Source organism: Nakamurella aerolata, from assembly GCF_013002705.1.
GTDB lineage: Bacteria > Actinomycetota > Actinomycetes > Mycobacteriales > Nakamurellaceae > Nakamurella > Nakamurella aerolata.
This window is the reverse complement of sequence record NZ_JABEND010000007.1, coordinates 210,673-234,647: the sequence shown is the minus strand read 5'-3', so window position 1 is coordinate 234,647 and position 23,975 is coordinate 210,673. Positions and strand designations below refer to the sequence as shown.

Here is a 23,975-nt window from a genome sequence, read left to right as displayed (position 1 = left end):
GGCCATGACCTCCGCGGGGCCGCCGCCGGAGTCCGCCCCCGACCCGGCCGGAACACCGGCGGCGCTGCCGGCCTGGCAGCGGGCCATTCAGCAACGGGCGCTGCGCCGCCGGGCCTGGCTCGGCCGCTTCGCCGACGCCATCGCCTCCGCAGTGAGGTTCTGGGGCCGCTCGCTGCGGCTGCGGGTGCTGGTGTTGACCGCGGTGTTGTCGTCGCTGGTGGTGCTCGGACTCGGGTTCGTCCTGCAACAGCAGATTGTCGAGGGACTGCTGCGCAGCAAGATCGACGCGGCGGTCGCCGAGACCAGGAACGCGGCGGTACGCGTCGGCGACCAGTTGGCCACCGTCGACCCGGACCGGGAGGCGCTGCGGCTGGCGTTGAACCGGGCCCAGCAGGACATCGGGCAGCCAACGGCGGACCCCAACAGCGACGCTCAGACCAGCGCGGCCGGCGTCTTCCAGCCGGTGATCATCGCGACAACAACGCCCGACGTCGATGCCGGGCAGGTGCGCTACGTCCCCGCCGATCTGCAGGCCAGCGTCAGCGCCGGAAACGTTGCGCGGCAATACATCTCGACGACGGTCGGTGGGGTAAGCCGGCCGGCGCTCGCGGTGGGCGCACCGGTGGCCACCAGTACCGAGGTGTTCGGGGTTTACCTGATCTTCCCGCTCACCTCCGAGCAGGCGACGGTGGCCGTTGTGCAGCGCACGCTGCTGCTCGGCGGCCTGGCGCTGGCGTTGGCGATGACGGTGATCGCGACGCTGGTGGCCTTCCAGGTGGTGCGGCCGGTGCGGCAGGCGGCGCGGGTCGCCGAGCGGGTGGCGGCCGGTGCCCTCGACGAGCGGATGCCGGTGCGCGGCGCCATCGAACTCACCACCATGGCCAGGTCTTTCAACGGCATGGCCGAGGCGATCAGGGCGCAGATTCGCCAGCTCGAGGAGTTCGGCCGGCTCCAGCGGCGCTTCACCTCCGACGTCAGCCACGAGCTGCGGACGCCGGTCACCACCGTCCGGATGGCCGCTGATCTGCTCTACGCCGACCGCGACGAGTTCCCGCCGCACCTGGCCAGGGCGACCGAGTTGCTGGTGGACGAGCTCGACAGGTTCGAGGGGCTGCTCGGTGACCTGCTGGAGATCAGCAGGCACGACGCCGGCATGGCCGAGTTGAACGCCGAGCGGATCGACATTCGCACCCATGTGAACGCCAGCGTCGAGGCGATGCGCCCGTTGGCCGACAAGGCCGGTGTACAGGTGCGGATCGTCGCGCCGGACCGGCCGGTGGTGGCCGAGGTCGACTCGCGCCGGTTGGAGCGCATCCTGCGCAACCTGGTGGGGAACGCCATCGACCACGCCGAGGGCCAGCCCGTCACGGTGCAGGTCGGGCAGGACGACCAAGCCGTCGCCGTCACCGTCACCGACACCGGCGTCGGCCTCAAGCCGGGTGAGGCAACGCTGGTGTTCCACCGGTTCTGGCGGGCCGATCCGTCGCGGCAGCGGCAGACCGGCGGGACCGGTCTCGGCCTGGCGATCTCGCTGGAGGACGCCAGGCTGCACGGTGGCTGGCTGCAGGCGTACGGGCTGGCCGGGGTGGGTGCGCGGTTCCGGTTGACGCTGCCCAAGGAACCGGGCACGCTGCTGCCGGCGTCACCGCTGCCGCTCGACTTCAGCGCCCCGGCTGCGGACGCCAAGGCGGCCGGCCGGTCGCTGCGCGGCGCCGGCGCCGCGGCCAATGGCGCCCAAGGACCGGTCAATGGCGCTGCGGCCAGCCACGTCCGGCCCGGCGGCGAGTCGGGCGAAGACCAGCAGCCCGCCGGTCTTGGCCGCGCTGCCGGTACGACGCTGCGCGGGGGTGCTGACGATGCGCACTGATCAGCGTCGTCGGCTCCAGTGCCGGAACTCCCAATGCCGGAACTCCCAGCGCCGAAACTCCCAGTGCCGCAACCGGAACGGGCGCGACCGGAACGGCCGGCGGTTGATCACGCCGCTGCTGATGGCGTTGCTCGCCGTGCTGATTGCCGGCTGCACCGGGGTGCCCGGCACCGGTCCGGTGGTGGCCGTCGGTACCGGCCCGTCCGAGCCGGTGGCCCCGACGCCGGCCGAGGTCGACAAGAACCTGGCGCCGGACCAGGTGGTGCGGCAGTTCCTGGAAAGCTCGGCCGACACCAGCAGGGACGTCAGCCGCACCGCGCCGTTCCAAACCGCACGCAACTACCTCACCGAGGCGGCATCGAAAAGCTGGCAGCCGCAGAACAACACCACCCAGGTGGTGGTGCTCGACGCGGTCAGGGTGAACGCGCCGACCGCCGGCCGGGCCGCCGCGAACCAGGCCGAGGTGGACGTGCAGGGCACCCAACTGGCTGTGCTGGACGCGGACAACGCCTACCGCGCGACCGCGCCGACGGAGTACAACCACTCCTTCGGCCTGGTCCGCGAACAGGGGGAGTGGCGGATCAGCAACCCGCCGAATGCCTTGGTGCTCACCCAGTCTCAGTTCGACGCCGCCTTCAAGCAGCGAATGCTGTACTTCGTCAGCCAGGACGGCGAGGTGCTGGTGCCCGACCCGCGGTGGATCATCCCGGGGCCGAGCCCGAAGGACCGGGCGGCGGCGCTGGTCGATCTGCTGCTCGGCGGGGCCAGCATCGGCCTCTCGCCGGCCGTGCAGAACCGCCTTGACGGCGGCCGGTTGCGGGGCAACGTCGAACTTGACCCGCAGAACGGCGATGTCAAGGTCGATCTGACCGGCGTCCAGCCGGCCAACCAGCAGGCGCAGCTGCAACTGATCGGCCAGCTGGTGGACACCCTGGCGCCGACCGAGGCGCCCGGTGTGCAGATCAGCATCGACGGGCAGCTGCTGGGCGGGCGCGCCTACACCCCGCGCGACACGCAATCGCTTGACGCGGAACAGATTCCGGCCGTCGGGCCGTCCGTCCCCGCCGACGCCTACTACGTGAACTCGGGTGGCCATGTGCTGAGCCTGAGCAGCGGCGAGGCGATGTGGGGCGAGCTGGGGCATTCGGCGCAGGTGAAAGCCGCATCGATGTCGGCGGCCAACGGTGCGGTCGCGGCCGTCGTCACGTCGGGGGAGCAGCAAAAGCTCACCATCGGACGTCCGCTGCAGTACCAGCCCAGCACAACGGTGCTGACCGCCGACCGGCTCACCGCGCCGACCTTCGACCGGTCCGGCAGCTCCGTCTGGGTGGTGCAGCAAACCGACGACAAGACCGACGTGCGGCAGCTGACCACCACCGCGCCGTTCGGCCAGCAGTCGGTGACGGTGCCCGATCTGGCCGACCTCGGCCAGGTGACGGCGCTGGAGCGCTCGCCGGACGGCGCCAGGGTGGCGTTGGTGGCGGACAAGAAGCTGTATCTGGGCACCGTTGTCGAGTCCGACGCCGCTGACGGCGCCGAGACCGGCCGCCGCGCCGTGTCGATCGTCGGGCCCACCGAGATCAACCCGCGGCTGACCGACGTCGGCCCGATCGCGTTCCAGTCGGCCAGCACCCTGCTGGTCGGCGGGAAGCAGGATCCCAGCTCGGTGTTCGTCACGCTGCTGCAGGTCACCGTCGACGGCGTCGTCACCACCCCGAACGCCAGCAGCGACATCTCCGACGACGTCACCGACATCGCCGTCGGCAACCAGGACATCTTCGTCTGCTTCCAAGGGCGGGTCTGGAAACTCGACGGCACCCTGCTGGCGGGTGTCTGGGAGCCGGCCGGTTCGCAGGCCGGTGCCCAGACCCTCGGTTCCCGCCCGTTCGCACCGAACTAAACCCGCACTCACCCCCCGGCAGGTGCCCCCGGCGGATATCCACAAACAGCAGGGCCCGGCGCCCGTCCGGCGAGTTGTCCACCGCCTGCGGACGGGAGCGTTGCTGCACGACGGCCGACCGGGCAGCCTGGCCGGGTGACCCGGTCAGCATCGGACCCCGAGCCGCACCGACGGTTGGCCGGGCTCGGCCACGAGCTGGCCGACCTGGTGCTGCCGCGCAGCTGCCCTGGCTGCGGTGCGGCACAGCCATGGTGCGCCGGCTGTGCCCGCACGCTTGCCGACCGGCCACGAGAGCCGATGCTGGGCGAATCCACCCTTGACGGTTTCGCGGCCGCGGCGATGGCGCTGCCGCAGTTCCGGGCCCTGGCGCGGTACCGCGGCCCGGCCAGGGCAGCCGTCATCGCCGGCAAGGAGCACGGACGCCGCGATCTGCCGCCACGCCTCGGCCGGGCGCTGGCCACCGGCCTGCTCCGGCTGCAGCGCATCGGCCTGGCCCCGCCGACGGAACTGTGGTTGCTGCCGGCGCCCACCAAATCGACGGCGGCCCGCGGCCGCGGCGGCGACCCGGTCACCGCGATGGCCTGCGCGGTGGCCCGGCAGCTGGCCGCGACGGGCCAGCGGGTGAGCGTCGCGCGGACCCTGCGCACCGGTGCCGGCGCCGCGGACTCGGCCGGCCTGTCGGCGGCGGCAAGGGCGGACAACCTCGCCGGCCGGATCAAGGTCAGGCGGTCGGCGTTGCCGCCGCCGGACGCCGCACTGGTGCTGCTCGACGACGTGCTCACCACCGGCGCAACGGCATTGGCGTCCTGCCTGGCCCTTGCCGCCCACCAGCGGCAGGTGAGCCTGGTGCTGACGGTGGCCGCGGTTCCGGACTGGCGCCGCACCGGATGAACCGGGGCAGCGGCGGTGACGCGGCTCGTCGTCACACAGGGTCAGCCGAGTTCGTCGGGCCGTGGGAACCCGGCGAGAGTCGGGTGGAATCCGCGCTTTCGGTCTTGCCTTCCGGGCGGCGCTCGGTAGGTTCGGTGTCATCCCGGGTACACCCCGGATTCACCCTTCGTTCCGGTGGGTTTTGCCCAGCGGCACCACTGGAGCGGGGGCCGGCAGCGACAGCACGACGCCGCAGCCCGGGACCGCAGCAGCCGGTGCCCGGGCTCGTCCGGGCACCAGGCGACATGCCAGATGCCAGGAGATGGAGGACACGTGGACATCGTCGTGAAGGGCCGGAACGTGGAGGTGCCTGAGCACTTCCGGACTCGCGTTGAAGACAAGCTGGAACGCGCAGAGCGCTACGACTCCAAGATCATTCGGGTGGACGTTGAGTTGTCCCACGAGCCCAACCGACGGCAGTCCAAGACCTGCCAGCGGGTCCAGATCACGCTGGTGTCCAAGGGGCCCGCGGTTCGCGCCGAGGCCTGCGACGACACCTTCATCTCGGCGCTGGACGGCGCCGCCAGCAAGCTGGAGTCGCAGCTGCGCAAGGCCAGCGACCGCCGGCACAAGCGGGAACGCACCCCGGCCGTCGCCGTCGCCGCCACCCCCGACGAGTTGCTTCCCCCGGTGCAGGACACCGACGACGAGGCCGCTGAGCCCGCCGACGACGGTCCCGGCCGCATCGTCCGGATCAAGGACCATCCCGGGGACCCGATCAGCGTCGAGGAAGCGCTGTACCAGATGGAACTGGTCGGGCACGACTTTTACCTGTTCAACGACGTCGAGACCGGGCGCAGCTCGGTGGTGTACCGCCGCCACGGCTTCGACTACGGCCTGCTGCGACTGGCTCCGGCAGCACCGGACGCGGCCCTTGACGGGCACGACGGCGCCGGCTCCTCGTCCGGAACCGCATCCGGCACAGCACAGTCGAACGGCGGCTACCGCGGCGGGTCGCAGGCCGCGCCGGTCGGCACCGGCAGCGGGTCAGAGGCCGCCGGCTGACCGAGCTGGACGCCGCCGCCCTCGCCACCCCGCGGCAGCGCCTACCATGGACACGGCCGGAGGTCTGTCCTCCGGCCGTGCCTGTGTGCTCGGGGTTCTTCGCGGGGCTCCGGCCCGCCACTGGCGGGTCCGCCGGACGTACCAATCGGCGGTCACACTGGTGATTGCGCTGATCGGACACCATCCGGGCAGCCAAACCATCCGAGAGCATTTGAGACGACGAGGTTGAAACGTGGTTCTGTCCCGAATCCTGCGGGCCGGCGAGGCCAAGACCGTCAAGCGACTGCGCGGCATCGCCGACCACATCAACTCGATCGAGAGTGATTACACCGATCTCACCGACGCCGAGTTGCGGGCGCTCACCGACACCTTCCGGCAGCGGGTGGCCGACGGGGAAGATCTGGACGATCTGCTGCCCGAGACGTTCGCGACCGTCCGCGAGGCGGCGCAGCGCACCATCGGCCAACGGCCCTACGACGTGCAGCTGATGGGCGGCGCGGCACTGCACCTCGGCAACGTCGCCGAGATGAAGACCGGTGAGGGCAAGACCCTGGTCGGCACCATGCCGCTGTACCTCAATGCGATGACGGGCAAGGGCGTTCACCTCGTCACCGTCAACGACTACCTGGCCCGCTACCAGTCCGAGTGGATGGGCCGCATCTTCCACTTCCTCGGCGTGTCCACCGGCGTCATCCTCGCCGGCGAGAGCCCCGAGCACCGCCGCACCCAGTACGCCTGCGACATCACCTACGGCACCAACAACGAGTTCGGGTTCGACTACCTGCGCGACAACATGGCGTGGAGCAACACCGAACTGGTGCAGCGCGGTCACCACTTCGCCGTCGTCGACGAGGTCGACTCGATCCTCATCGACGAGGCCCGTACCCCGCTGATCATTTCCGGGCCGGCCGACCAGTCGTCGAAGTGGTACTCGGAGTTCGCCAGGCTGGCGCCGCGGATGATCCGCGATGTCGACTACGAGGTGGACGAGTCCAAGCGCACCGTCGGCGTCACCGAGTCCGGTGTTGAGAAGGTCGAACGCGCGCTCGGCATCGACAACCTGTACGAGTCGGTGAACACCCCACTGGTCGGCTTCCTCAACAACGCGTTGAAGGCCAAGGAGCTGTACAAGAAGGACCGCGACTACATCGTGGTCTCCGGCGAGGTGCTGATCGTCGACGAGTTCACCGGCCGGGTGCTGCACGGGCGGCGCTACAACGAGGGCATGCACCAGGCCATCGAGGCCAAAGAGGGCGTGGAGATCAAGGCCGAGAACCAGACCCTTGCCACCATCACGCTGCAGAACTACTTCCGGCTGTACGACAAGCTCGCCGGCATGACGGGTACCGCCCAGACCGAGGCGGCCGAGCTGCACCAGACCTACAAGCTCGGTGTTGTGCCGATCCCGACCAACAAGCCGGTGGTACGGGTTGATGCCGGCGACGTGATCTACCGCAGCGAGGACGCCAAGTTCAACGCGGTGGTCGCCGACATCGTCGAGCGCAACGTGGCCGGCCAGCCGGTGCTGGTCGGTACCGCTTCGGTGGAGAAATCCGAGCGGCTGAGCAAGCTGCTGCTGCATGCCGGGGTGCCGCACGAGGTGCTGAACGCCAAGAACCACGAGCGGGAGGCCGCGATCATCGCGCAGGCCGGCCGTCCCGGCGCCGTCACCATCGCCACCAACATGGCCGGTCGCGGCACCGACATCATCCTCGGTGGCAACCCCGACTTCCAGGCCGACCTCGACCTGCGCGACCGCGGGCTGAACCCGACCGACACTCCGGAGGAGTACGAGGCGGCCTGGGGCGACGCCCTTGAAGAGGCCACCCGCAACTCCAAGGCCGAGGCGGAGAAGGTCCGCGAGGCCGGTGGCCTCTACGTGCTCGGCACCGAGCGGCACGAGGCCCGCCGCATCGACAACCAGCTGCGCGGCCGCTCCGGCCGCCAGGGCGATCCGGGCGAGTCACGGTTCTACCTGTCGCTGGGTGATGAGCTGATGCAGCGGGTCGGCGGCAACACCGTCGACATGCTGATGATGCGGCTGCGGGTCGAGGAAGACATGCCGATCGAGCATCGGTTCGTCTCCAAGGCCATCAAGAGCGCCCAGACCCAGGTCGAACAGCAGAACTTCGAAATCCGCAAGAACGTCCTCAAGTACGACGAGGTGATGAACCAGCAGCGCACCGTCATCTACGCCGAGCGGCGGAGGGTGCTGGCCGGTGAAGACCTGCAGGACCAGGTCAAGAACATGATCGACGACGTGGTGACCGCGTACGTCGACGGCGCCACCGCCACCGGCTACGCCGAGGACTGGGACCTCGAGACGCTGTGGACAGCGCTGCGCACCCTGTACCCGGTGTCCCTCGACCTCGCCGAGGTCAAGCAAAAGGGCGACCTGACAAGGGAATCGCTGCGCGAGCTGGTGCTGGAGGATGCCCGCGAGCAGTGGGCAAAGCGTGAGGAGACCCTGACCCCCGAGGTGACCCGCGAGCTCGAGCGCCGGGTGGTGCTCAGCGTGCTTGACCGCAAGTGGCGCGAGCACCTGTACGAGATGGACTACCTGAAGGAGGGCATCGGGCTGCGGGCGATGGCGCAGCGCGACCCGCTGGTGGAGTACCAGCGCGAGGGCTTCGACATGTTCTCCGCGATGCTCGACTCCCTCAAGGAGGAGTCGGTCGGCTTCCTGTTCAACCTGCAGGTCGAGGTGGTGGCTCCGGACGGTTCCCAGGTCGCGTCCGTCGAGGGCACCGGTGACGGTGCTGCCGGTGCCGCCGGCGCGATGGGCACCGCGGCGCCCGAGTCGGCGACGGTGGCGGCGCCTCCGGGCAAGCGGGCGCTGCCGCGGCCGAAGATCGGCCGCAAGAAGGCCGGTGCCGCCGCCGCTGCCACCAACGGCGCCGCCAGCCCCGACACCGCCGACGACGGTGTGGTTGACGCCGAATACGTTGATGCCGAGTTCGTCGGTACCGACAATTCCGGTGCCGGCGATTCCGGCACTGACGATTCCGGTGCTGCGGCCGGCAACGGCGCGTCACCGGCGGGGAGTGCCGCTGGAGCTGCTGGTGCCAATGCCGATGCCGACTCGGCTGACGCCGGCGCTGCTGATGCCGCCGCCGCGCAGTCGGCGAACGGTGCCGCCGGCGACGAAACCGCCGCGGCCGCAACGCCTTCGGCTTCCGCAGCGGGTGCGCAGCCTGCGGTCGGTGACGGGCCAGAGGTGGGCGCCTCGCCGACGCTGGGTGACGGACCCAGCATCGGCGCCACCCCGACCGTGCGGGCCAAGGGTCTTGACCAGCCGCGCTCCGACCGCGGGCTCACCTATTCCGGCCCTGACGAGGACACTCCCGGCGCCACCACGAGCACCAGCGACCGCGCGGAGCGCGGCAGCGCCGCCAGCGACGTCTCCGGGGTCGTGACCGGCACCAAGCAGCCGGCCCGCAACGCCCCGTGCCCGTGCGGCTCCGGCAAAAAGTACAAGCAGTGCCACGGGCGGCCGGGCTCGGCCGCACTCTGAGCCACTGCTGGCCGGCCAGCCGGTGAGTCAGCAGGCCGGCTGACTCTCGGGAGCTGCCTCGGCTGTACCACTGGCGAACTGGTCAACGGCAAGGGTCTCGGCCAGCTCGCCGGCTGCCGCGTCACCATCGTGTTCGGTCCGCCCGCGTCGCCGGCGGCTAGCCCACTTGGAGCGCGGTGATCCGCCAGCGGCCGTCCATACCGGCCAGTCGAAAAGCCATGGCCCTGGCCCGTTCTCCCAGCCGGAACACCGCCGCGACCTCGGCGACCCCGTCGGCGGGGTGGCAGACGTGAGCCGACTGCAGCCGCAGCGCCCGTCCACCGCTGATCCGCGGCTGCTTCTCCAGTCCGGCGTACACCGTTGGCGTGCAATGGATTCGCAAGTGGGCAACCGGCCGGGTGCCGGCCAAGGCCTCGATCAGTGCCCTGGCCAGCACGCTGCTGACCCGGCCGGCCGGCGGTAGCCCACTGGTGGCCGTGTGCTGGACGCCGACGTCACCGGCTTGGGACATCTCGGGTACGGCGTCCTGGATCAGCGGAGCGATCGGTGTGCCGGCTCGTCGCGGGCCAGTCAGATCCGTTGCATCGTCGCCGGTTTCGGTGAGCTTCGGCTGGCCGGTCGCTCGCCGCAGCGGTGCCGAACGCAACGCCCGCAAGCGCAGCGCCGGCGTGCACTCGTCGTCGAACGGTGGCTCGGCGTCCGGCACCGGGACCAACCGTAGCGCCGGCCGGGGGTGGCGGTGAACCGGTCGCGGGATTCCGGCGCTCGGTGCGGTGACGCCGGCCGCGGGGGTCTTTGCGCCGGCGGTGTCGGGAGTCGAGCCTGGCGTGGCGAGTGCGCTGGTCATGGTTTCTCCTTTGGGTGGTGGGTGAGTGGGCGTGGCTGCGTGCTGGTGGATCGGTGGGTGGCGGCGGATGAGGGGTCGCGACAAGGGTTTCGTTGAGCCGGTCAGCGGTGCGGAGGCAGTGATTGCGGTGTTGGCCAGCCGGCGGGCGGCTTCAGGTGTTGGCCAGGCAGGATCAGATCGGGGTCGGCACCGATCAGCGCACGGTTGGCGCGGTACCACTCACGCCAGCAGGCGTCGACCGCGGCGGGGTCGCTGCCTCCGTCGGCGCCGAGCACGCGTTCGGCGATGGACCACAGCGAGTCGCCGGGACGGACGATCACCCCGGACGCGATGCTCTCGCCCGGCCGGTTGCCGCTGCTCGGCCCCTGACCGGCCGGGCGGCCAGCCGCGTCGGTATCTTTTGCCGCGGCGGTGTCGTGTGCCGCGGCCTGCCGGGCCGCGCTGTCTTGGTCGGCTGGTGCGGTGCGGTGAGCGGGCGGCGCATCCGGTGTTGTCGGCGCCGGTGAGTTCGGTTGCTCCGTCGATGCTGCGGCGGTGCCCCGACGTTGCGATGGTGCCGACGCTGTGGCCGAGCTCGGTGCAGCTGGGGTTGACCGCGGCGGGTCTGTCTGCCGTGTTGGCTGAGGCTGCGGGGTTGCCGGTGGGGTCTGCTGCGGGACCTGCTGAGTGCTCGCGGAACCGGACAGCGGAGGGTGCGGCGCCGTCGGCTGCTCAGCGTTCCGACCGGCCGCGGCCGGCCAATCCAGTTCGATCTGCCCGGGTGCGTCGGAGGCTGCCGTCGTGACAGGGACGGAGCCGGCAGGTGTTGTCGGTACCGGGGTGGTGGACACGGTGCCGGTCGGCCGTTGCACCGGCCAGTCGACACCGTCGGTGAGCGGGTCGGAGCCGGTGCGGACGCTGCCGGGGCTCGGCGAGCCGGGAGTCGGTGCCGGCTGGCCTGCGGTGGTGGCGGGGGAGTCCGCACCACCACCGGGAGTCGGAGCGGCACCAGCGGTCGAAGCGAACAGCACCGCGGCTGTTGACGTCGGCGCCGTCGTCGTGGGGGCGCTCGCTGCGATTGCGGGTGCAGCGCCCGCCAGCGCCGGGCTGCCCGTCAGCGCGACACCACCGGCGATCGAGACGCCGACGCCCGCGATCAACGCCCGACGCACCACCGCCGGCGCCACTCGTCGCAGCACGGCAGTCGACCAGTGGCCGGCCGCGCCCGGAAGGCGCGCGGCGCCGGCCAGCAACAGCAGGACGCCGGCCCACGCCAGCACACCCCAGACCGTGATGGACGCCGCGAGCAGGCCGGCAGCATCGATCACGCTGAGACCGGCTCCGGCGCCCGCACCGATCGCGCCGGCGGCAGTCGGCGTCAGCAGCGCGCGTAGCACCGCGGCGGGCCCGGGGAGTACCGCGGCCAACAGCGCAGTCCCCACCAACGCCGCTGCCAACAGCACGCGATGAGCGCGAACTGAAGCCGAATCGCTGGGTTTGATGCCGTTAGACATGAATTGACCATAGACCGCACCAACTGGCTGCAGTCAAGCGAAAGTCGTCGGTTTCTTGTCAAATCGGATCAAATCCCACTCAACCGAGTGATGGAGCAGCTGTCGTCCCGGGAGGTCCCGCTGCTCGGCCGCCCGCGGCCCGCGGTGGAATGCCGGGTCGCGTCGACTCGCAGCTGGCGCGCTGCCACCGTCCGGTACCAGGCCGGTACGGCGCCGGTTGATGCGTGCGGTTGCTGCCTGCGGTCGATGCTGTCGGTCAGTGCCGGCCGTTACGGCGGTCGGCCAGTGGGGCGGTGGTGCCCCGCACCATCAGGGCCGACTCGGCCCAGACGTTGGCCCACGGCACGACCGGAACCTTGGCCGGCTGCGGCAGCCCGGCCGCAGCGCTCAGCCGGGTGAGCAACATGGCGGCAGCGGTTGCGCCCATCTCGTGCACCGGCTGGCTGACGGTGGACAGCCCGATCACCGCGCCGATCTCGTGCCCGTCGACGCCGATCACCGACAACTGCTCAGGCACGCGCACCCGGTGCTGCCGCGCCGCGAGCGCAATGCCCATGGCGACCTCGTCGCACACCGCGAAGACCGCACTCGGCAGTGCCCGCGGCGTAGCGGCGGCCCGTCGCCACAGCTGCTCAAAGGCGGCGATGCCGTCCTCGATGGTCCAGCCGGCGCCCACGGCGGGGCGGGACCGGAGCCCGGCGCCGCGCAGCGCCGCCCGGTAGCCGGCGTAGCGGCCGGTTGCCGCACCATCGGCCAGTCGCCCGTCCTCGATGCCGCCGACAAACGCGATCTCCCGGTGCCCGAGCTCGAGCAGATGCCCGGTGGCCAGCTCGCCGACCCTGCGGTCGTCCGTCATCACCGACCCGGCACCGGCCCAGCGGTGTCCGACCACAACAACCGGCAACCGCGCCGGGTCAACGCCGGACCGGGTCAGCTCCGGCGGCAGACAGAGCGCGAGCATGCCGTCCATCCGCTTGCTCAGCGCCGAGACCTGGCTCGCCAACCGGGCCGAAGGAACGTGCTGCAGGACCAGCTCGAAACCGGCATCGCCGAGAATCTGTTGAGCGCCGTCCAGCGCGGCGGCGAAGAACCATTTGGTCATCGAGGCGGCCAGCACCCCGACCGAACTCGTCCGCCCGCTGGACAGCGTCGCGGCAGCCGGCGACGCCGAATAGCCCAACTCGACGGCGGCCGTGCGCACCGCAGCGCGGGTGCTTGGCGAGACACCGGGCTGGTCCCGCAATGCCCGTGACACCGTCGCGGGTGAAACCCCGGCCCGCGCTGCGACTTCCAGGATTCCGGCTGGTGCGGCCGGTAAACCTCGTCGGGACATCAGCAACTCCGTTGTGCTGGACCGTTTTCCATGGGTGGGCGTCAGCCCTTGACGGACCCCGCGAGCAGTCCGCGGACGAAGAAGCGTTGCAGCGAAAGGAAAACGATCAGCGGGACGATCAGCGCGATCATCGCGCCCGCAGGCAGAATGTCTGCGGCGGAAGCGAACTGCGTTGTCAGTCCCTGGATGCCTGGTGTGATCGGCTTGGTGTTGGCGCCGGAGGCGAAGGTGAGCGCCACCAGCAGGTCGTTCCAGACCCAGAGGAACTGGAAGATCGCGAACGAGGCGATCGCCGGCACCAGCAGCGGAAGCATCACCCTGAAGAAGATCCCGACGTGCCCCGCGCCGTCGATCCTGGCGGCCTCCACCAGCGATCCGGGGATCTCCTTGATGAAGTTGTGCAGCAGGAAGGTGGCCAGTGGCAGGGCAAACATCGTGTGCGAGAGCCAGATCGGCCAGAACGAACCCGTCAGCCCCCACCCGTTGTACAGCTTGAGCAGCGGGATCAACGCGACCTGGATCGGCACGATCTGCAGCGCGAACACCATCACGAACAACACGTTCCGGCCGCGGAACGGGATCCAGGCGAAGGCATAGGCGGCGCCAAGGGCGAGTGCGATCGGAATCACTGTCGCCGGGATGACGATGACGAAGGTGTTGAGCAGAAACCCGCCCAATGCGTTGGCGGGCACACCGTTTCCGGTCCAGGCTGCCGAGTAGTTGCTGAACGTGAACGGGCTCTCGGCGGAGAAGAAGTGCCACCAGCCGCTGCTCGACGGGCCGGGCGCTCCGCGCAGCGAGTTCACCAACAGCCCGAAAGTCGGGATGGTCCACAGGATCGCGATCACCACGGCGATCAACGACGCCCACGGCGACGACAGTCTGGTTTTGGCGTCGTTGGCACGCTGCTGGCGCCGCAGCCGACGTCCGCCGACCTGCTCCTCGATCGGCATCGGGGCTATCGCAGCACTCATCGGTACGAGTCCGCCTTCCGCATCTGCAGCACGTTGTAGGCGATCACCGGGATCACCAGGATGAAGATCAGCACAGCGGCCGCCCCGGCCTTGCCGTAGTTCAACGTCGACTGGGCGTTGTAGAAGGCGCTGGCGAGAATGTCGTTGCTCGGCAGGTTGCTGCCCATGGTGAAGACCACGTCGAACGACTTGAGTGCGGCGATAGCCACCGTGGTCACCACCACCACCAAGGTGGTGCGAATGCTCGGCACGGTGATCTTGGTGAACAGCTTCCAGCCGGAGGCCCCGTCGATCCTGGCGGCCTCGACGATGTCGTCAGGCACCGCCTTGATCGCCGCAGAGAGCACCGTCATGGCGAAACCGGTCTGGATCCACACCATCACGATGATCATCGCGAAGGTGCCCTGTGGGTACTTGATCAGCCAGTTGGTCGGTTCACCGCCGACGAGCGACCACAAGAAGTTGAGCAGCCCGATCTGGCTGTCGCCCTTGGGCGCCGGCTGGTAGTAGATGTAGCGCCACGCAATGCCGGCCGCCACCATCGAGATGGCCATCGGCAGGAAAACCAGTGCCTTGGCGAACTTCTCGCCCCGCACCCGGTCGACCAGGGTGGCGTACACCAGCCCGAGGCCGGTGGCCAGAATCGGAACGAGGAACAACCACAGGACGGTGTTGATTAGCATTCTGCGGTTGCCCTGGCCGGAAAAATAGCTGGTGTAGTTGTCCAGGCCGTTCCAACCGACCGCCTGGCCAACCGAGTTGAACTGGTGGAACGAGTCGAGCACGGTGCGGATGAACGGGTAGATCAGGCCGAGCGACACCGCGATCAGCACCGGGCCGGCAAACCCCAAGAACACCAACCAGGTCGGCACCCTTGGCCGGCCGATCAGCCACATGATCAACGCGACCAAGGCCACGAACAGTGCCATCGCGAAGATCATCACGACGATCTTCTGCACCGTCGACTGCGGCTGGAAGATCATGTCGTGCAACCAGTCCATTGGCCTTGTCTCCCTTGACGTATGGAGGTCTGTGCGCTGGGTCGTCCGCCGCGCTGAACAGTTGAACGCTGAACGCTGACCGGTGCGGAGCGGGTGCGGAACGGAACCGAACGGCGCCGTCCGGCGCGGACGAGCGCCGGACGGGCGGCGGACGGGTGCGCGGGGGCGGCGGTGCTGTCGGGTCAGTGGCCGGTCGGCTGACCGGCCGGAACCGATGCCGGCCGCCGGCCGCGGGAACCCGCGACCGGCAGCCGGCGGATCAACTGGATATCGGCAACCTGATCAGTTCGCCGGCCAGGCGGCATCGATGGCCGCCAGCGTGGTTTCGTCGTCCTGACCGGTGATCCACTGGGTGAGCTGCTTCCACTCCGCACCGGAGCCGACGGCGGCCGGCATCATGTCGGAGGCGTCGAACCGCGACACCGCCTTGGGATCCTGCAGGATCTGCACGCTCAGCCGACCGATCTCGTCCTTGACGTTGGCCGGGTCAAGACCCTTGTTCGCCGAGATGCGGCTGGCCGACACCTTCGACTGGTTGTTCGCCCAGTGCGCGGTGGACAGGTAGTACTGGAATGCCTGCACCTCAGGACGATTGGCGAAGGCGACGGTGAACTCACCGCCCACCTCCGTGGGCTTGCCGAACTGGTCACCCATCTGCGGCAGGTAGAACGCGTAGATGTCGCCCTCCGGGGCGATCTCGGGGTCGTTCTTGAAGTTGGTGCCGTAGAAGTTGGCCTGCTGATGCATCATGCACTTGCCGGTCTGGATGGGCAGACCACCGTCGGCGAATGGGGTGGTGGCAATGGAAGCGACGTCGCCGATACCGGCGTTCACGTACTTCTCGTTCTTCCAGATGCTGCCGACGGTCTTGAGGGCATTGGCGATCGGCTCGTCGGCGAACTTGACCTCGCCGGTGACCCACTTGTCGTAGACGTCTGGGCCGGCCTGGCGCATCACCACTTCCTCGAGCCAGTCGGTGGCGGGCCATCCGGTGGCGACACCGGACTCGATGCCGGCGCACCACGGCATGTTTCCGTCGGCCGCCATCTTGTCGCTGAGCTTGATCATGTCGTCCCAGGTGGTCGGGACGGTGTAGCCCTTCTCCTTGAACGTCTTGGGGGAGTACCAGACCAGCGACTTGACGTTGGCGCCCAGCGGGGCCGCGTAGAACTTGCCGTCGACGGTGGCGTAGCCCTTCCACGACGGATCCCAGTACTTGTCAACGTTGGCGGCCACCTGGGCGGGTGCCGCGACCACCTTGCCGGTGGCGACCAGCGTCTTCAGCAGACCGGGCTGCGGCACGAACGAGATGTCCGACACCGAGCCGGACTGGGCCTGCACGACCACCTGCTGCTCAAAGTTCTTGTCGGAGTTGTATTTCACGTTCACACCGGAGCACTCGGTGAAGTCTTTCCACGAGTTCTCCAGCTCGGTGCCCTCCTTGCCGGTGATGCCGGCGTAGATCGACACGGTCTTGCCGGAGATGCCGGGCCAGTCCTTCTTCACGGTGTCGCACCAGGTGTCGTCGTCGCCGGCGACCGCCGCTCCGGTGGCACCAGTGGCGCCGCTCCCGCCGGAGGCTGCCGGCTGGGACGACCCTGCGCCGCCGGATGATCCGGCCCCGCCGGACGACTCGGCGCCGGACGACGCCCCGTTCATGCCGGCACTGGACTCGCCGCCGGCCGCAGGTGAGCTGCCGCTGGGAGCCCCGGCGTCGGTGGTGCCGCCGGTAGTGGTGGTGGCGGCGCTGTTGTTGCCGGCATTGTCGGAGCTGCCGCAGGCGCTTGCCAGCAGGGCGATGACGCCGACAGTTGCTACCGCCGCGGCGGCCCTGGTTTTGTGCATCCGCATCCTTGCGGACCTCCTTCGAACTGTGACCACCCCACCGGCCCCGGTGCGCTCTGTTCGGATCGCGGGCTCGGCTCCGGAGGTGTGGTGACGGGTCGTCGATGGACACGGGTGATCCCCGCACCCTGGTGCGTTCTGAATTGGAAACGTTTTCGCGTTGCGGGGCAAGAGGTTTGGCTCTAACGATTCGATAACGCACCCGATCGGGTGGCGTCCGAACGGCGCTCAGCCGCCCTCATTCGGGTGGCGTCCGAACGGCGCTCAGCCGCGCTCATTCGGCCGGGTGTGCGGCTCGGCCCGGCCGAAGCCGCCGGAACAGCGGGCGGCGAAATCGCTTGGCGGCCACCGTCATCGGTCGGTGTCGGTGCGGCGCGCGGCGATGGCGGTTGTTGACCTGATGGTGGGAACGCTGACACGGTGTGCGCCATGCGCTGGGAACAACTGTTCGCCGATCTTGAGGCGCAGTACGACGAACTGGCCGAGGCGGCACTGTGGGCCGACCTGGCCGACCGGCAGCGCCTTGAGTTCGGCGCGGTGGGGATGGTCGCCAGGCTGCTGGGTGCGGTGGAGCAGCCGGTGCGGCTGCGGGCCGGCGCCGTCACCGTCTCCGGCATTCTCAAAACGGTGGGGCCGGACTGGGTACTGGTGGCCGAAGCGCCGGGACGGGACGCCGTGGTCGCGTTGGCGCACTTGACGATTGCCGAGGGGCTGACCGCCAAGACCGGTCGGCCACTGGGTCCGGTGGCCCAGAAGCTGACGCTGCGCAGCGCGCTGCGCGGGTTGGCGCTCGACCGGGCGCCGGTGTCGCTGGTGCTGGCGGACACCTCGGCCGGGCAGAGCGCCGGCGCCGGAGACGTCACCGGGACACTTGACCGGATCGGCGCCGATTTCGTGGAAATGGCGGTACATGCCGCGTGGGAGCTCCGGCGTCCGGCCGGGGTTCGGCGTTCGGCCCTGGTGCCGCTGCCGGCCATCGCGGTGGTCCGCTCGCAGCCACTCGGGTAGCGCCGGCCACCGGACGAGCGCCGGCCGCCGGACGAGTGTCGACCGCCGGACGAGCGCGGCCGCCGCTGGTGACGTCGGCGCCGGCCGCCGGACGAGCGCCGGCCGCCGGACGAGCGCGGCCGCCGCGGGTGACGTCGGCGCCGGCCGCCGGACGAGCGCCGGCCGCCGGACGAGCGCGGCCGCCGCTGTGACGTCGACGCCAGCCTGATCGTGAGCATCACAGCCGGCGGGCGAGCGGTGGGTCAGCGCCGCGCTGACTTGGCTCCCGCCGCGCTGCGGGCGTCTCGGGTGTCCGGGACGTCGTTGGCGTCCTGAGTGTCCGCGGCGCCGGCGCCGCGACCGGAGCTGGCGAGCTGCGCCTCGGTCTTGGCGTAGGCCTGCTCGATGTACTCCTCGAGCTTGCTGCGTTCCACCCGCCACTGCCGCCGGCCACCGATCTGAATGCCCTTCAGATCGCCGTTGTGCAGCAGCGCGGTGACCTGGTCCAACGACACGTTGAGTACGTCAGCCACGTCCGCCAGGGTCAGAAATCGGTCGTTAGCCACGGTCGGAGCCGCCCTTTCCGCGTTGTGCCGTCCCGGTGCGGTGCGGCCGTCAGCGCCCACCACCAACCCGCGCAGCCGCGCACCGGGCATCCGCACCGTGCACTTCGCGCGGCGGGCATTCACGCCGGCGCCTGCGCCGGTGTCGCGCCGCTCGGTGCGCTGGCAACGTCTCCACTCTATCGGAGGCAAATCGGCGCAAACCAGGTTGTCAACCGTCCAACTGGACGACGGTGGTTGTCCACACGCTCGGGTGATTTATCCACAGTCGCGACTTTCGTGCTTGCCCCGGGCGGTTGCTACCGGGCAGGCTGCGCAGAAGTTTCGCGCTCGCTACCCGTGGCGCCTGCTGCCTTCCGATCTAGAGGGGGATCGCGATGTCCGCTACCCAAGCCGGAGTCGATGCTGAGCCGGCAGCATCGTCGAGTCCTGCGCTGCCGCCGGCGCCGACGCCGCGCCGGATGGGCCGCCCCAAGTGGCTGGACCCGCGGGTACTGATCGGGCTGGTGCTGGTGGTGGCGGCAGTGGTGGTCGGCATCAAGGTGGTCGGTGCCAGCAAACACACGACACCGATGTGGACCACCACCAGGGCGCTGGCCGCCGGGACCGTGCTGCAACCGGACGACGTCGACCCGGTCGAGGTGAGCATCGGCGATCTCACCGGGTATCTGCCGGCAAATGTCGCTCCGCCGGTCGGCAAGGTGCTCAATCATGCTGTGGGACAAGGGGAGTTGTTGCCCGCGGCCGCGGTCACCGCGCAGAGTTCCGGCCACCGGATCGTCCCGTTGAACGTGTCGGCGCGCAGCATGCCTCCGGGGGTGGGACACGGCTCCAAGGTCGATCTGTACCTGACGGTGGGAGGCGGGTCGGGCTCGGCGGCTGACAGCGCCACCGAACTGCTGTTGCGTCAGGTCACGGTGCAGCAGGTGCAGGCTCCGTCGTCCGGTGGGCTGTCCGGTGCCGGTTCTGACGACTATCTGGTCACCCTGATGTTGAGCGCTGCCCAGGCCGACACCCTGGTGCGCAAGCTGCCGCAGGGCAGCCCGATGCTGGTGCTGGATCCGAGTTCGGGGCCACGGTGAGCGGCCTGCTCACCGCGGGGTCCGGCCGGCCGTGGGAAAACGACCTGGTGGCCGAGCTGAGCCGACCGGGAGCGCCGCTGCCGGTGATCCGGCGGTGCGTCGATGTGAGCGAGCTGCTCGCGGTCGCCAGTACCGGGCAGGCCTCCGTCGCCGTGGTCTCCGCCGACCTGCGCCGGTTGTCCAGCGACACCGTCGGGCGGCTGGTTGCCGCCGGGATCAGCGTCGTCGGCGTTTACCCCGCCGGGGACGAGCGGGCCAGGGTGCGGCTGGAACGCATGGGCGTTCCGGCGGCTGTTGCCGACGACGTGGGCGCGCTGGCGATCACCGACCTGGCCAGGACCGCGGCTCTGGACGCCGAGTTGGGCCCACCGGCGCAGTGGTCCGCGGCGTCGGTCGCCCCGTACGCGGCCGGCCCGGTGCCGCCGACAGGTCTGTCCGACGACATCATCACCGGGGTACCGGAACCGGAACCGCCCGCCGCGTCCGGCACGGTCTTGGCGGTGTGGGGCCCGGCCGGCGCGCCGGGACGAACGACGGTCGCGTTGAACCTGGCCGCGGAGGCGGCCGAGGCGGGCGTGCGCACCCTGTTGATCGACGCCGACGTGTACGGCGGCGTGGTGGCGAATGCCCTTGGGCTGCTTGATGAATCGCCGGGTCTTGCCGGTGCCTGCCGACAGGCCGCGAACGGCCGGCTGGACCGGGCCGGGCTCGCCGGCCTGAGTTGGCAGGTGGGTCCGTTGCGAGTGCTCACCGGCATCGCAAGGGCTGACCGCTGGCCTGAAGTTCGGCCGTCGGCCATTCCAGCGGTGCTGGATCTCGCCAGAGCCAGCGCCGAACTGGTAGTCGTCGACTGCGCATTCGCGATCGAGGCGGACGAGGAGATCTCGTTCGACACGGCGGCGCCACGCCGCAACGGCGCGACGCTCACGCTGCTCGAACATGCCGACGGCGTGCTGGTGGTCGGCGCGGCCGACCCGCCCGGAGTGGAACGGCTGGTGCGCGGCCTTGCCGAGTTGGGCGACCTGCTGCCGCAGGTCGACCCGCGGGTGTTGTTGAACAAGCAGCGGCGCACCGCTGCCGGCGCGGACGAAGCCGTGCAGGCGGTCTCGCGGTTCGCGGGCGTCGGAGTGCTCGCGGTGCTGCCGGAGGACCGTGCCGCCACCGACAAGGCTTGGCGCAGTGCGCTGCCGCTGTTGCAGGCCGCGCCCGCGTCGCCGCTGCGCTCGGCCATTCGCGACTTGTTCAAAACTGTTGCGCCAGTGCGGGTTCGAGCTGACGCGTAGTTTCCACGGAGCGTCGCCAGGCCCGGCAGGTACCGGCCAGCGCACCTACTGCTGCGGCCGGTCGGGGCCGGCCGGTCGCGGCGGCAGGGTTGTGCGGCTGTGCGGGCGCGGCGCGCTGTGACAGCATGACCGCATGGCTGATCGGCTGTCGGCGCAGGACACGGTATTCCTTTACGCGCAACGGGAGTCGCAACCCAGCCACGTCGGCGGCGTCGTCATCCTGGAACCGCTGGAGAAGTCCCGTCGCCGGCGATCGGGCGCTGACGGACGGCCGGCTACGCAGCCGGATCCGGCAGCCGAAGCGACCAGCGACTACGAGCGCATTCTCGCGCACATCTCGGCCAGGCTGCCGCTGGTGCCGCGGTACCGACAGCGAGTGCGCGCCGTGCCGGGGCGGCTGGCCCGGCCGGTGTGGATCGACGACGAATCGTTCGACATCACCTATCACGTGCGGCGGTCCGCGCTGCCGTCGCCAGGTACCGACGCGCAGCTGAACGACCTGGTCGGCCGGCTGATCTCGCGCCCGCTCGATCTCGACCGGCCGCTCTGGGAGATCTATGTGGTCGAGGGCCTGGCGGGCGGCAGGGTGGCCATCGTCAACAAGACCCACGAGGCGATGGTGGACCGGCTCGGTGCCGTCGACCTGGCCGCCGCCATCCTCGACCTTTCTGCCGAGCCGCGGGCCACCGAGCCGGTCGATCTGTGGGTGCCGGAACCGGCCCCGTCGGACGCCGACCTGTTGGTGGACGCGGTGTCCGATCTGCTGGCCCGGCCCAGCGACATGGCCGATGTGCTGCGGCTCGGTGTTGCCGATCTGCGCAGCACCGCGGGACGGGTGGCCCGGACCGTCAGCGGGATCGCCGGGATCGTTCAGCAAACAATCTCGCCGGCGCCGCGCAACATGCTGGGCGGCGCGGGCGCCGGCAGTCGCCGGTTCGGTACCTACGCCGCCGACCTCGATGAGTTCAGAGCCATCAGGGCCGCGGCGGCCGGCGCGACCGGCGGCCAGCAGCAGGCACAGACGTCGGGCCAGACTCGGGCCGTGCCCGCCGATCGTCGCGGCCACGGCCAGCGCGGTGGAGCGCCGGATGCCGGTCGGGTGGCCACCGTCCACGACGTGATGCTGACGGTGCTGACCGGGGCGCTGCGCGGATGGTTGCTGGCCCACGGCGAGCCGACAACAGATGCCAGCGGAATCCGCGCTCTGGTGCCGATGTCGGTACGCGCCCCAGGCGGTGTCGCAACGGTGACGTCACTGTTGGTCGACCTGCCGGTCGGTGAACCCAACCCGGCGGTGCGGTTGCACCAGATCGCTTTCCAGACAGAGGCTTTCACCACCAGGGTGGTCGGCGAGTCGGGCCGGCAGCTGGGCGCGGACACGCTCGCCGCCCTCGGTCGCTACACCCCGCCGACGTTGCATGCCCTCGGTGCCAGACTCGGCGCGCAACTGTCCCGCCGTTCGTACAACCTGCTGGTGACCAACGTGCCAGGGCCGCAGGTACCGCTGTACATCGCAGGCAGCCTGGTGTCGGCGATGTACCCGGTGGCGCCGCTGGTGACCGGGCAGGCGCTCGCGGTGGCGTGCACGTCGTACCGCGGCAAGGTGTTCTACGGGCTCACCACCGACCGGATGGCAGTTCCGGACACCAGCGACTTCACCGAACTGCTCGGTGACGCCACCGCCGAACTTGCCGCCGCTGTCGGCGTCCCGTGAGCCGCGCGTTTCTGGCGAGGACGCCCGCGTACTCCCGGCGAGCACAACCGTTCTGGTACGGCACAACCGTTTCAGGGCGCTGGAACGGTTGTGATGTGCGAATCGGGTTGTGATCGTGGGTCGGGGCTCTGAAGCGTCCCGGCCGGTGGTCGGTTTTTGTTCCGGCGTACCGGGCGGTGCCGATACGTCGGATCCCCGCCGACGATGAAGTCGGCGGGGATCTGAGGTGATGACCGGGCGCGGACTCAGCCGCGCGGGCAGGCGGGTCAGCTGGCGGACTGGTCGCCCTGCTCGCCCTGGTCGAGGACGAACTCGATGTCGAGGGAGATCTCGATCTTGTCGGCCACCACGGCGTTACCGGCGCCGAAGCCCATCTGGATGTCCACGCCGAACTCGGCACGGGACAGCGTGGTGGAGGCGGAGAATCCGGCGCGCTGCATGCCGTAAGCGTCGGTGCCGGCGCCGAGGAACTCGGTGGCCAGCTCGATCGGCTTGGTGGTGCCGTGCACGGTCAGATCGCCGGTCAGGGTGAAGGTCTCGCCGTCGAAGTCCTTGACGCCGGTGGACCGGAACTCGATGGTCGGGTACGTCGCGACGTCGAGGAACTCGGGCGACTTGATGTGCTCGTTGCGCTGGTCGTTACGGGTGTCGACGGAGGTGGCGTCGATGACGGCCGTCACGGTGCCATCGGCGAGACCACCGTCACCGATGGTCAGCTGGGCAGACTGCAGCTGGAACGAACCACGGGCCTTGCCAACGCCCATGTGCCGCACCTTGAAGGAAACGTCGGAGTGAGCCGGGTCGCCGGTCCAGGTGCCCGGAGCCATCGTGGTGGTAGTAGGGGTGGTCATGAGCGTCCTTTCGATGGTCACCGTCGGCAGTCGACGGCGGATTTACATGAGCTCTCAACAAACGGTAGGCGACGTTATTCCTGACATGTCAACTAAATGTCGGCGAGTTGTGCTGCGCCCGTGCGGCGGAGTGAGCAACGCCACTGCGAGCTCCACGGCACCGCGCTGCCAGGTCCAGCCAGTTCGCGCTGCGCTGCGAACTCGGTGCACTGCGAACTCGGTGCACTGCGAACTCTAGGACGATCGGCCTCGCAGCGCACCGGCAGGGCCGGGTCCGGGCCGACCCCCGGCCCGGTCCGCGCGGCCTGGGCGGCTGGTAGCCCGGTTGTACCCCGTCGTGTTGTAGACCGCCCGATCCGCGCGGGTCTGGGCGGCTGGCATCGAATCGCGTGTCGAGCCCGACTGTGATCGCGCGGCGACCGCGTCGCGTCTCAGCGCGGAAGATAGTGTCCCGTAGACGGTGCACGATCTTCCGCGGAAGCGCCACCGCCGCAAACACCTGTCAGCCGTGGCCGCCCACTTCGCGGACGAAGCGCCAGCGGAACTTCATGTGCCTCGCCCCGCCGCGAACCCGGCCCGCGCTTCCGCGGAGGCGCTTTGCGCCAGCCTTCGCGGACGAAGTGCGGCGGGGCTTCGCCCGCCTGCGCCGGCCGGGCGCTCCACCCGCGCTTCCGCGGAAGCGCCTGCACACTCGATGCCCCTCGGGCGGGTACCTCTATCCAACCGGCTGCGCTGCTATCCAACCGGCTGCGCTGCGAAGCGGCCGCGCCGTGTCTGAGCGCGGAA

Annotated in this window: 17 protein-coding genes; 9 read left to right on the top strand and 8 right to left on the bottom strand. The window is 70.0% G+C overall.

Features of this window, described 5'->3' with window-relative positions:
- Positions 1-4 precede the first annotated feature (4 nt).
- The 5 genes from mtrB (at position 5) to secA (ending at position 9,216) form a co-directional block, all read left to right on the top strand.
- A complete protein-coding gene (gene mtrB / locus HKD39_RS13340; RefSeq protein ID WP_171200362.1) occupies positions 5-1,867 on the top strand; it encodes an MtrAB system histidine kinase MtrB in 1,863 nt (620 codons plus the stop codon).
- A gap of 103 nt (positions 1,868-1,970) precedes the next feature.
- The gene (locus HKD39_RS13335; RefSeq protein WP_171200361.1) at positions 1,971-3,767 is read left to right on the top strand and encodes an LpqB family beta-propeller domain-containing protein; all 1,797 of its coding nucleotides are present in this window, start codon (positions 1,971-1,973) and stop codon (positions 3,765-3,767) included.
- 135 nt (positions 3,768-3,902) lie between these two features.
- The gene (locus HKD39_RS13330; RefSeq protein WP_212754520.1) at positions 3,903-4,658 is read left to right on the top strand and encodes a ComF family protein; all 756 of its coding nucleotides are present in this window, start codon (positions 3,903-3,905) and stop codon (positions 4,656-4,658) included.
- Positions 4,659-4,949: 291 nt separating this feature from the next.
- Complete coding sequence (gene hpf / locus HKD39_RS13325; RefSeq protein WP_212754519.1) at positions 4,950-5,702, top strand: ribosome hibernation-promoting factor, HPF/YfiA family; 753 nt, start codon at positions 4,950-4,952, stop codon at positions 5,700-5,702.
- 232 nt (positions 5,703-5,934) lie between these two features.
- Positions 5,935-9,216: a preprotein translocase subunit SecA gene (gene secA / locus HKD39_RS13320; RefSeq protein ID WP_171200359.1), complete on the top strand. Its 3,282-nt coding sequence runs from the start codon at positions 5,935-5,937 to the stop codon at positions 9,214-9,216.
- Between the two features lie 157 nt (positions 9,217-9,373).
- On the opposite strand, the gene HKD39_RS13315 is transcribed toward secA, so the two are convergent.
- The 6 genes from HKD39_RS13315 to HKD39_RS13290 form a co-directional block, all read right to left on the bottom strand.
- Positions 9,374-10,063: an Rv3235 family protein gene (locus tag HKD39_RS13315; RefSeq protein ID WP_171200358.1), complete on the bottom strand. Its 690-nt coding sequence runs from the start codon at positions 10,061-10,063 to the stop codon at positions 9,374-9,376.
- A gap of 101 nt (positions 10,064-10,164) precedes the next feature.
- Positions 10,165-11,556 carry a LysM peptidoglycan-binding domain-containing protein gene (locus HKD39_RS13310; protein ID WP_171200357.1) on the bottom strand — a complete coding sequence of 464 codons (1,392 nt, stop codon included), beginning with the start codon at positions 11,554-11,556 and terminating at the stop codon, positions 10,165-10,167.
- 256 nt (positions 11,557-11,812) lie between these two features.
- Complete coding sequence (locus tag HKD39_RS13305; RefSeq protein WP_171200356.1) at positions 11,813-12,889, bottom strand: LacI family DNA-binding transcriptional regulator; 1,077 nt, start codon at positions 12,887-12,889, stop codon at positions 11,813-11,815.
- A gap of 41 nt (positions 12,890-12,930) precedes the next feature.
- Positions 12,931-13,842, bottom strand: a complete 912-nt coding sequence (locus tag HKD39_RS13300; RefSeq protein ID WP_246232635.1) for a carbohydrate ABC transporter permease — start codon at positions 13,840-13,842, stop codon at positions 12,931-12,933.
- A gap of 17 nt (positions 13,843-13,859) precedes the next feature.
- Positions 13,860-14,864 (bottom strand): carbohydrate ABC transporter permease, encoded by a 1,005-nt coding sequence (locus tag HKD39_RS13295; RefSeq protein ID WP_171200354.1) that lies wholly within the window; start codon positions 14,862-14,864, stop codon positions 13,860-13,862.
- Between the two features lie 282 nt (positions 14,865-15,146).
- Positions 15,147-16,715, bottom strand: coding sequence for an ABC transporter substrate-binding protein (locus HKD39_RS13290; protein ID WP_171200353.1), 1,569 nt, complete (start codon positions 16,713-16,715; stop codon positions 15,147-15,149).
- A gap of 423 nt (positions 16,716-17,138) precedes the next feature.
- Between HKD39_RS13290 and HKD39_RS13285 the strand changes: the two genes are divergently transcribed.
- Complete coding sequence (locus tag HKD39_RS13285; RefSeq protein ID WP_171200352.1) at positions 17,139-17,717, top strand: hypothetical protein; 579 nt, start codon at positions 17,139-17,141, stop codon at positions 17,715-17,717.
- 242 nt (positions 17,718-17,959) lie between these two features.
- Here HKD39_RS13285 and HKD39_RS13280 read toward each other — a convergent pair whose 3' ends face one another.
- Positions 17,960-18,262, bottom strand: a complete 303-nt coding sequence (locus HKD39_RS13280; RefSeq protein WP_343074718.1) for a helix-turn-helix domain-containing protein — start codon at positions 18,260-18,262, stop codon at positions 17,960-17,962.
- Positions 18,263-18,636: 374 nt separating this feature from the next.
- Here HKD39_RS13280 and HKD39_RS13275 point away from each other — a divergent pair, with 374 nt between their 5' ends.
- The 3 genes from HKD39_RS13275 to HKD39_RS13265 all read left to right on the top strand — a co-directional run bounded on the left by HKD39_RS13275 (position 18,637) and on the right by HKD39_RS13265 (position 22,338).
- Positions 18,637-19,341 carry an SAF domain-containing protein gene (locus HKD39_RS13275; protein WP_171200350.1) on the top strand — a complete coding sequence of 235 codons (705 nt, stop codon included), beginning with the start codon at positions 18,637-18,639 and terminating at the stop codon, positions 19,339-19,341.
- A complete protein-coding gene (locus tag HKD39_RS13270) occupies positions 19,338-20,624 on the top strand; it encodes a nucleotide-binding protein (RefSeq protein WP_171200349.1) in 1,287 nt (428 codons plus the stop codon). The genes HKD39_RS13275 and HKD39_RS13270 overlap by 4 nt, the downstream gene beginning before the upstream one ends.
- Positions 20,625-20,757: 133 nt before the next feature.
- Entirely contained in the window at positions 20,758-22,338 is a 1,581-nt protein-coding gene (locus HKD39_RS13265; protein WP_171200348.1) for a wax ester/triacylglycerol synthase domain-containing protein, read from the top strand.
- 266 nt (positions 22,339-22,604) lie between these two features.
- Here the strand turns inward: HKD39_RS13265 and HKD39_RS13260 are convergent, their stop codons facing one another.
- Entirely contained in the window at positions 22,605-23,189 is a 585-nt protein-coding gene (locus HKD39_RS13260) for a YceI family protein (RefSeq protein ID WP_171200347.1), read from the bottom strand.
- Between the last annotated feature and the right edge of the window lie 786 nt (positions 23,190-23,975).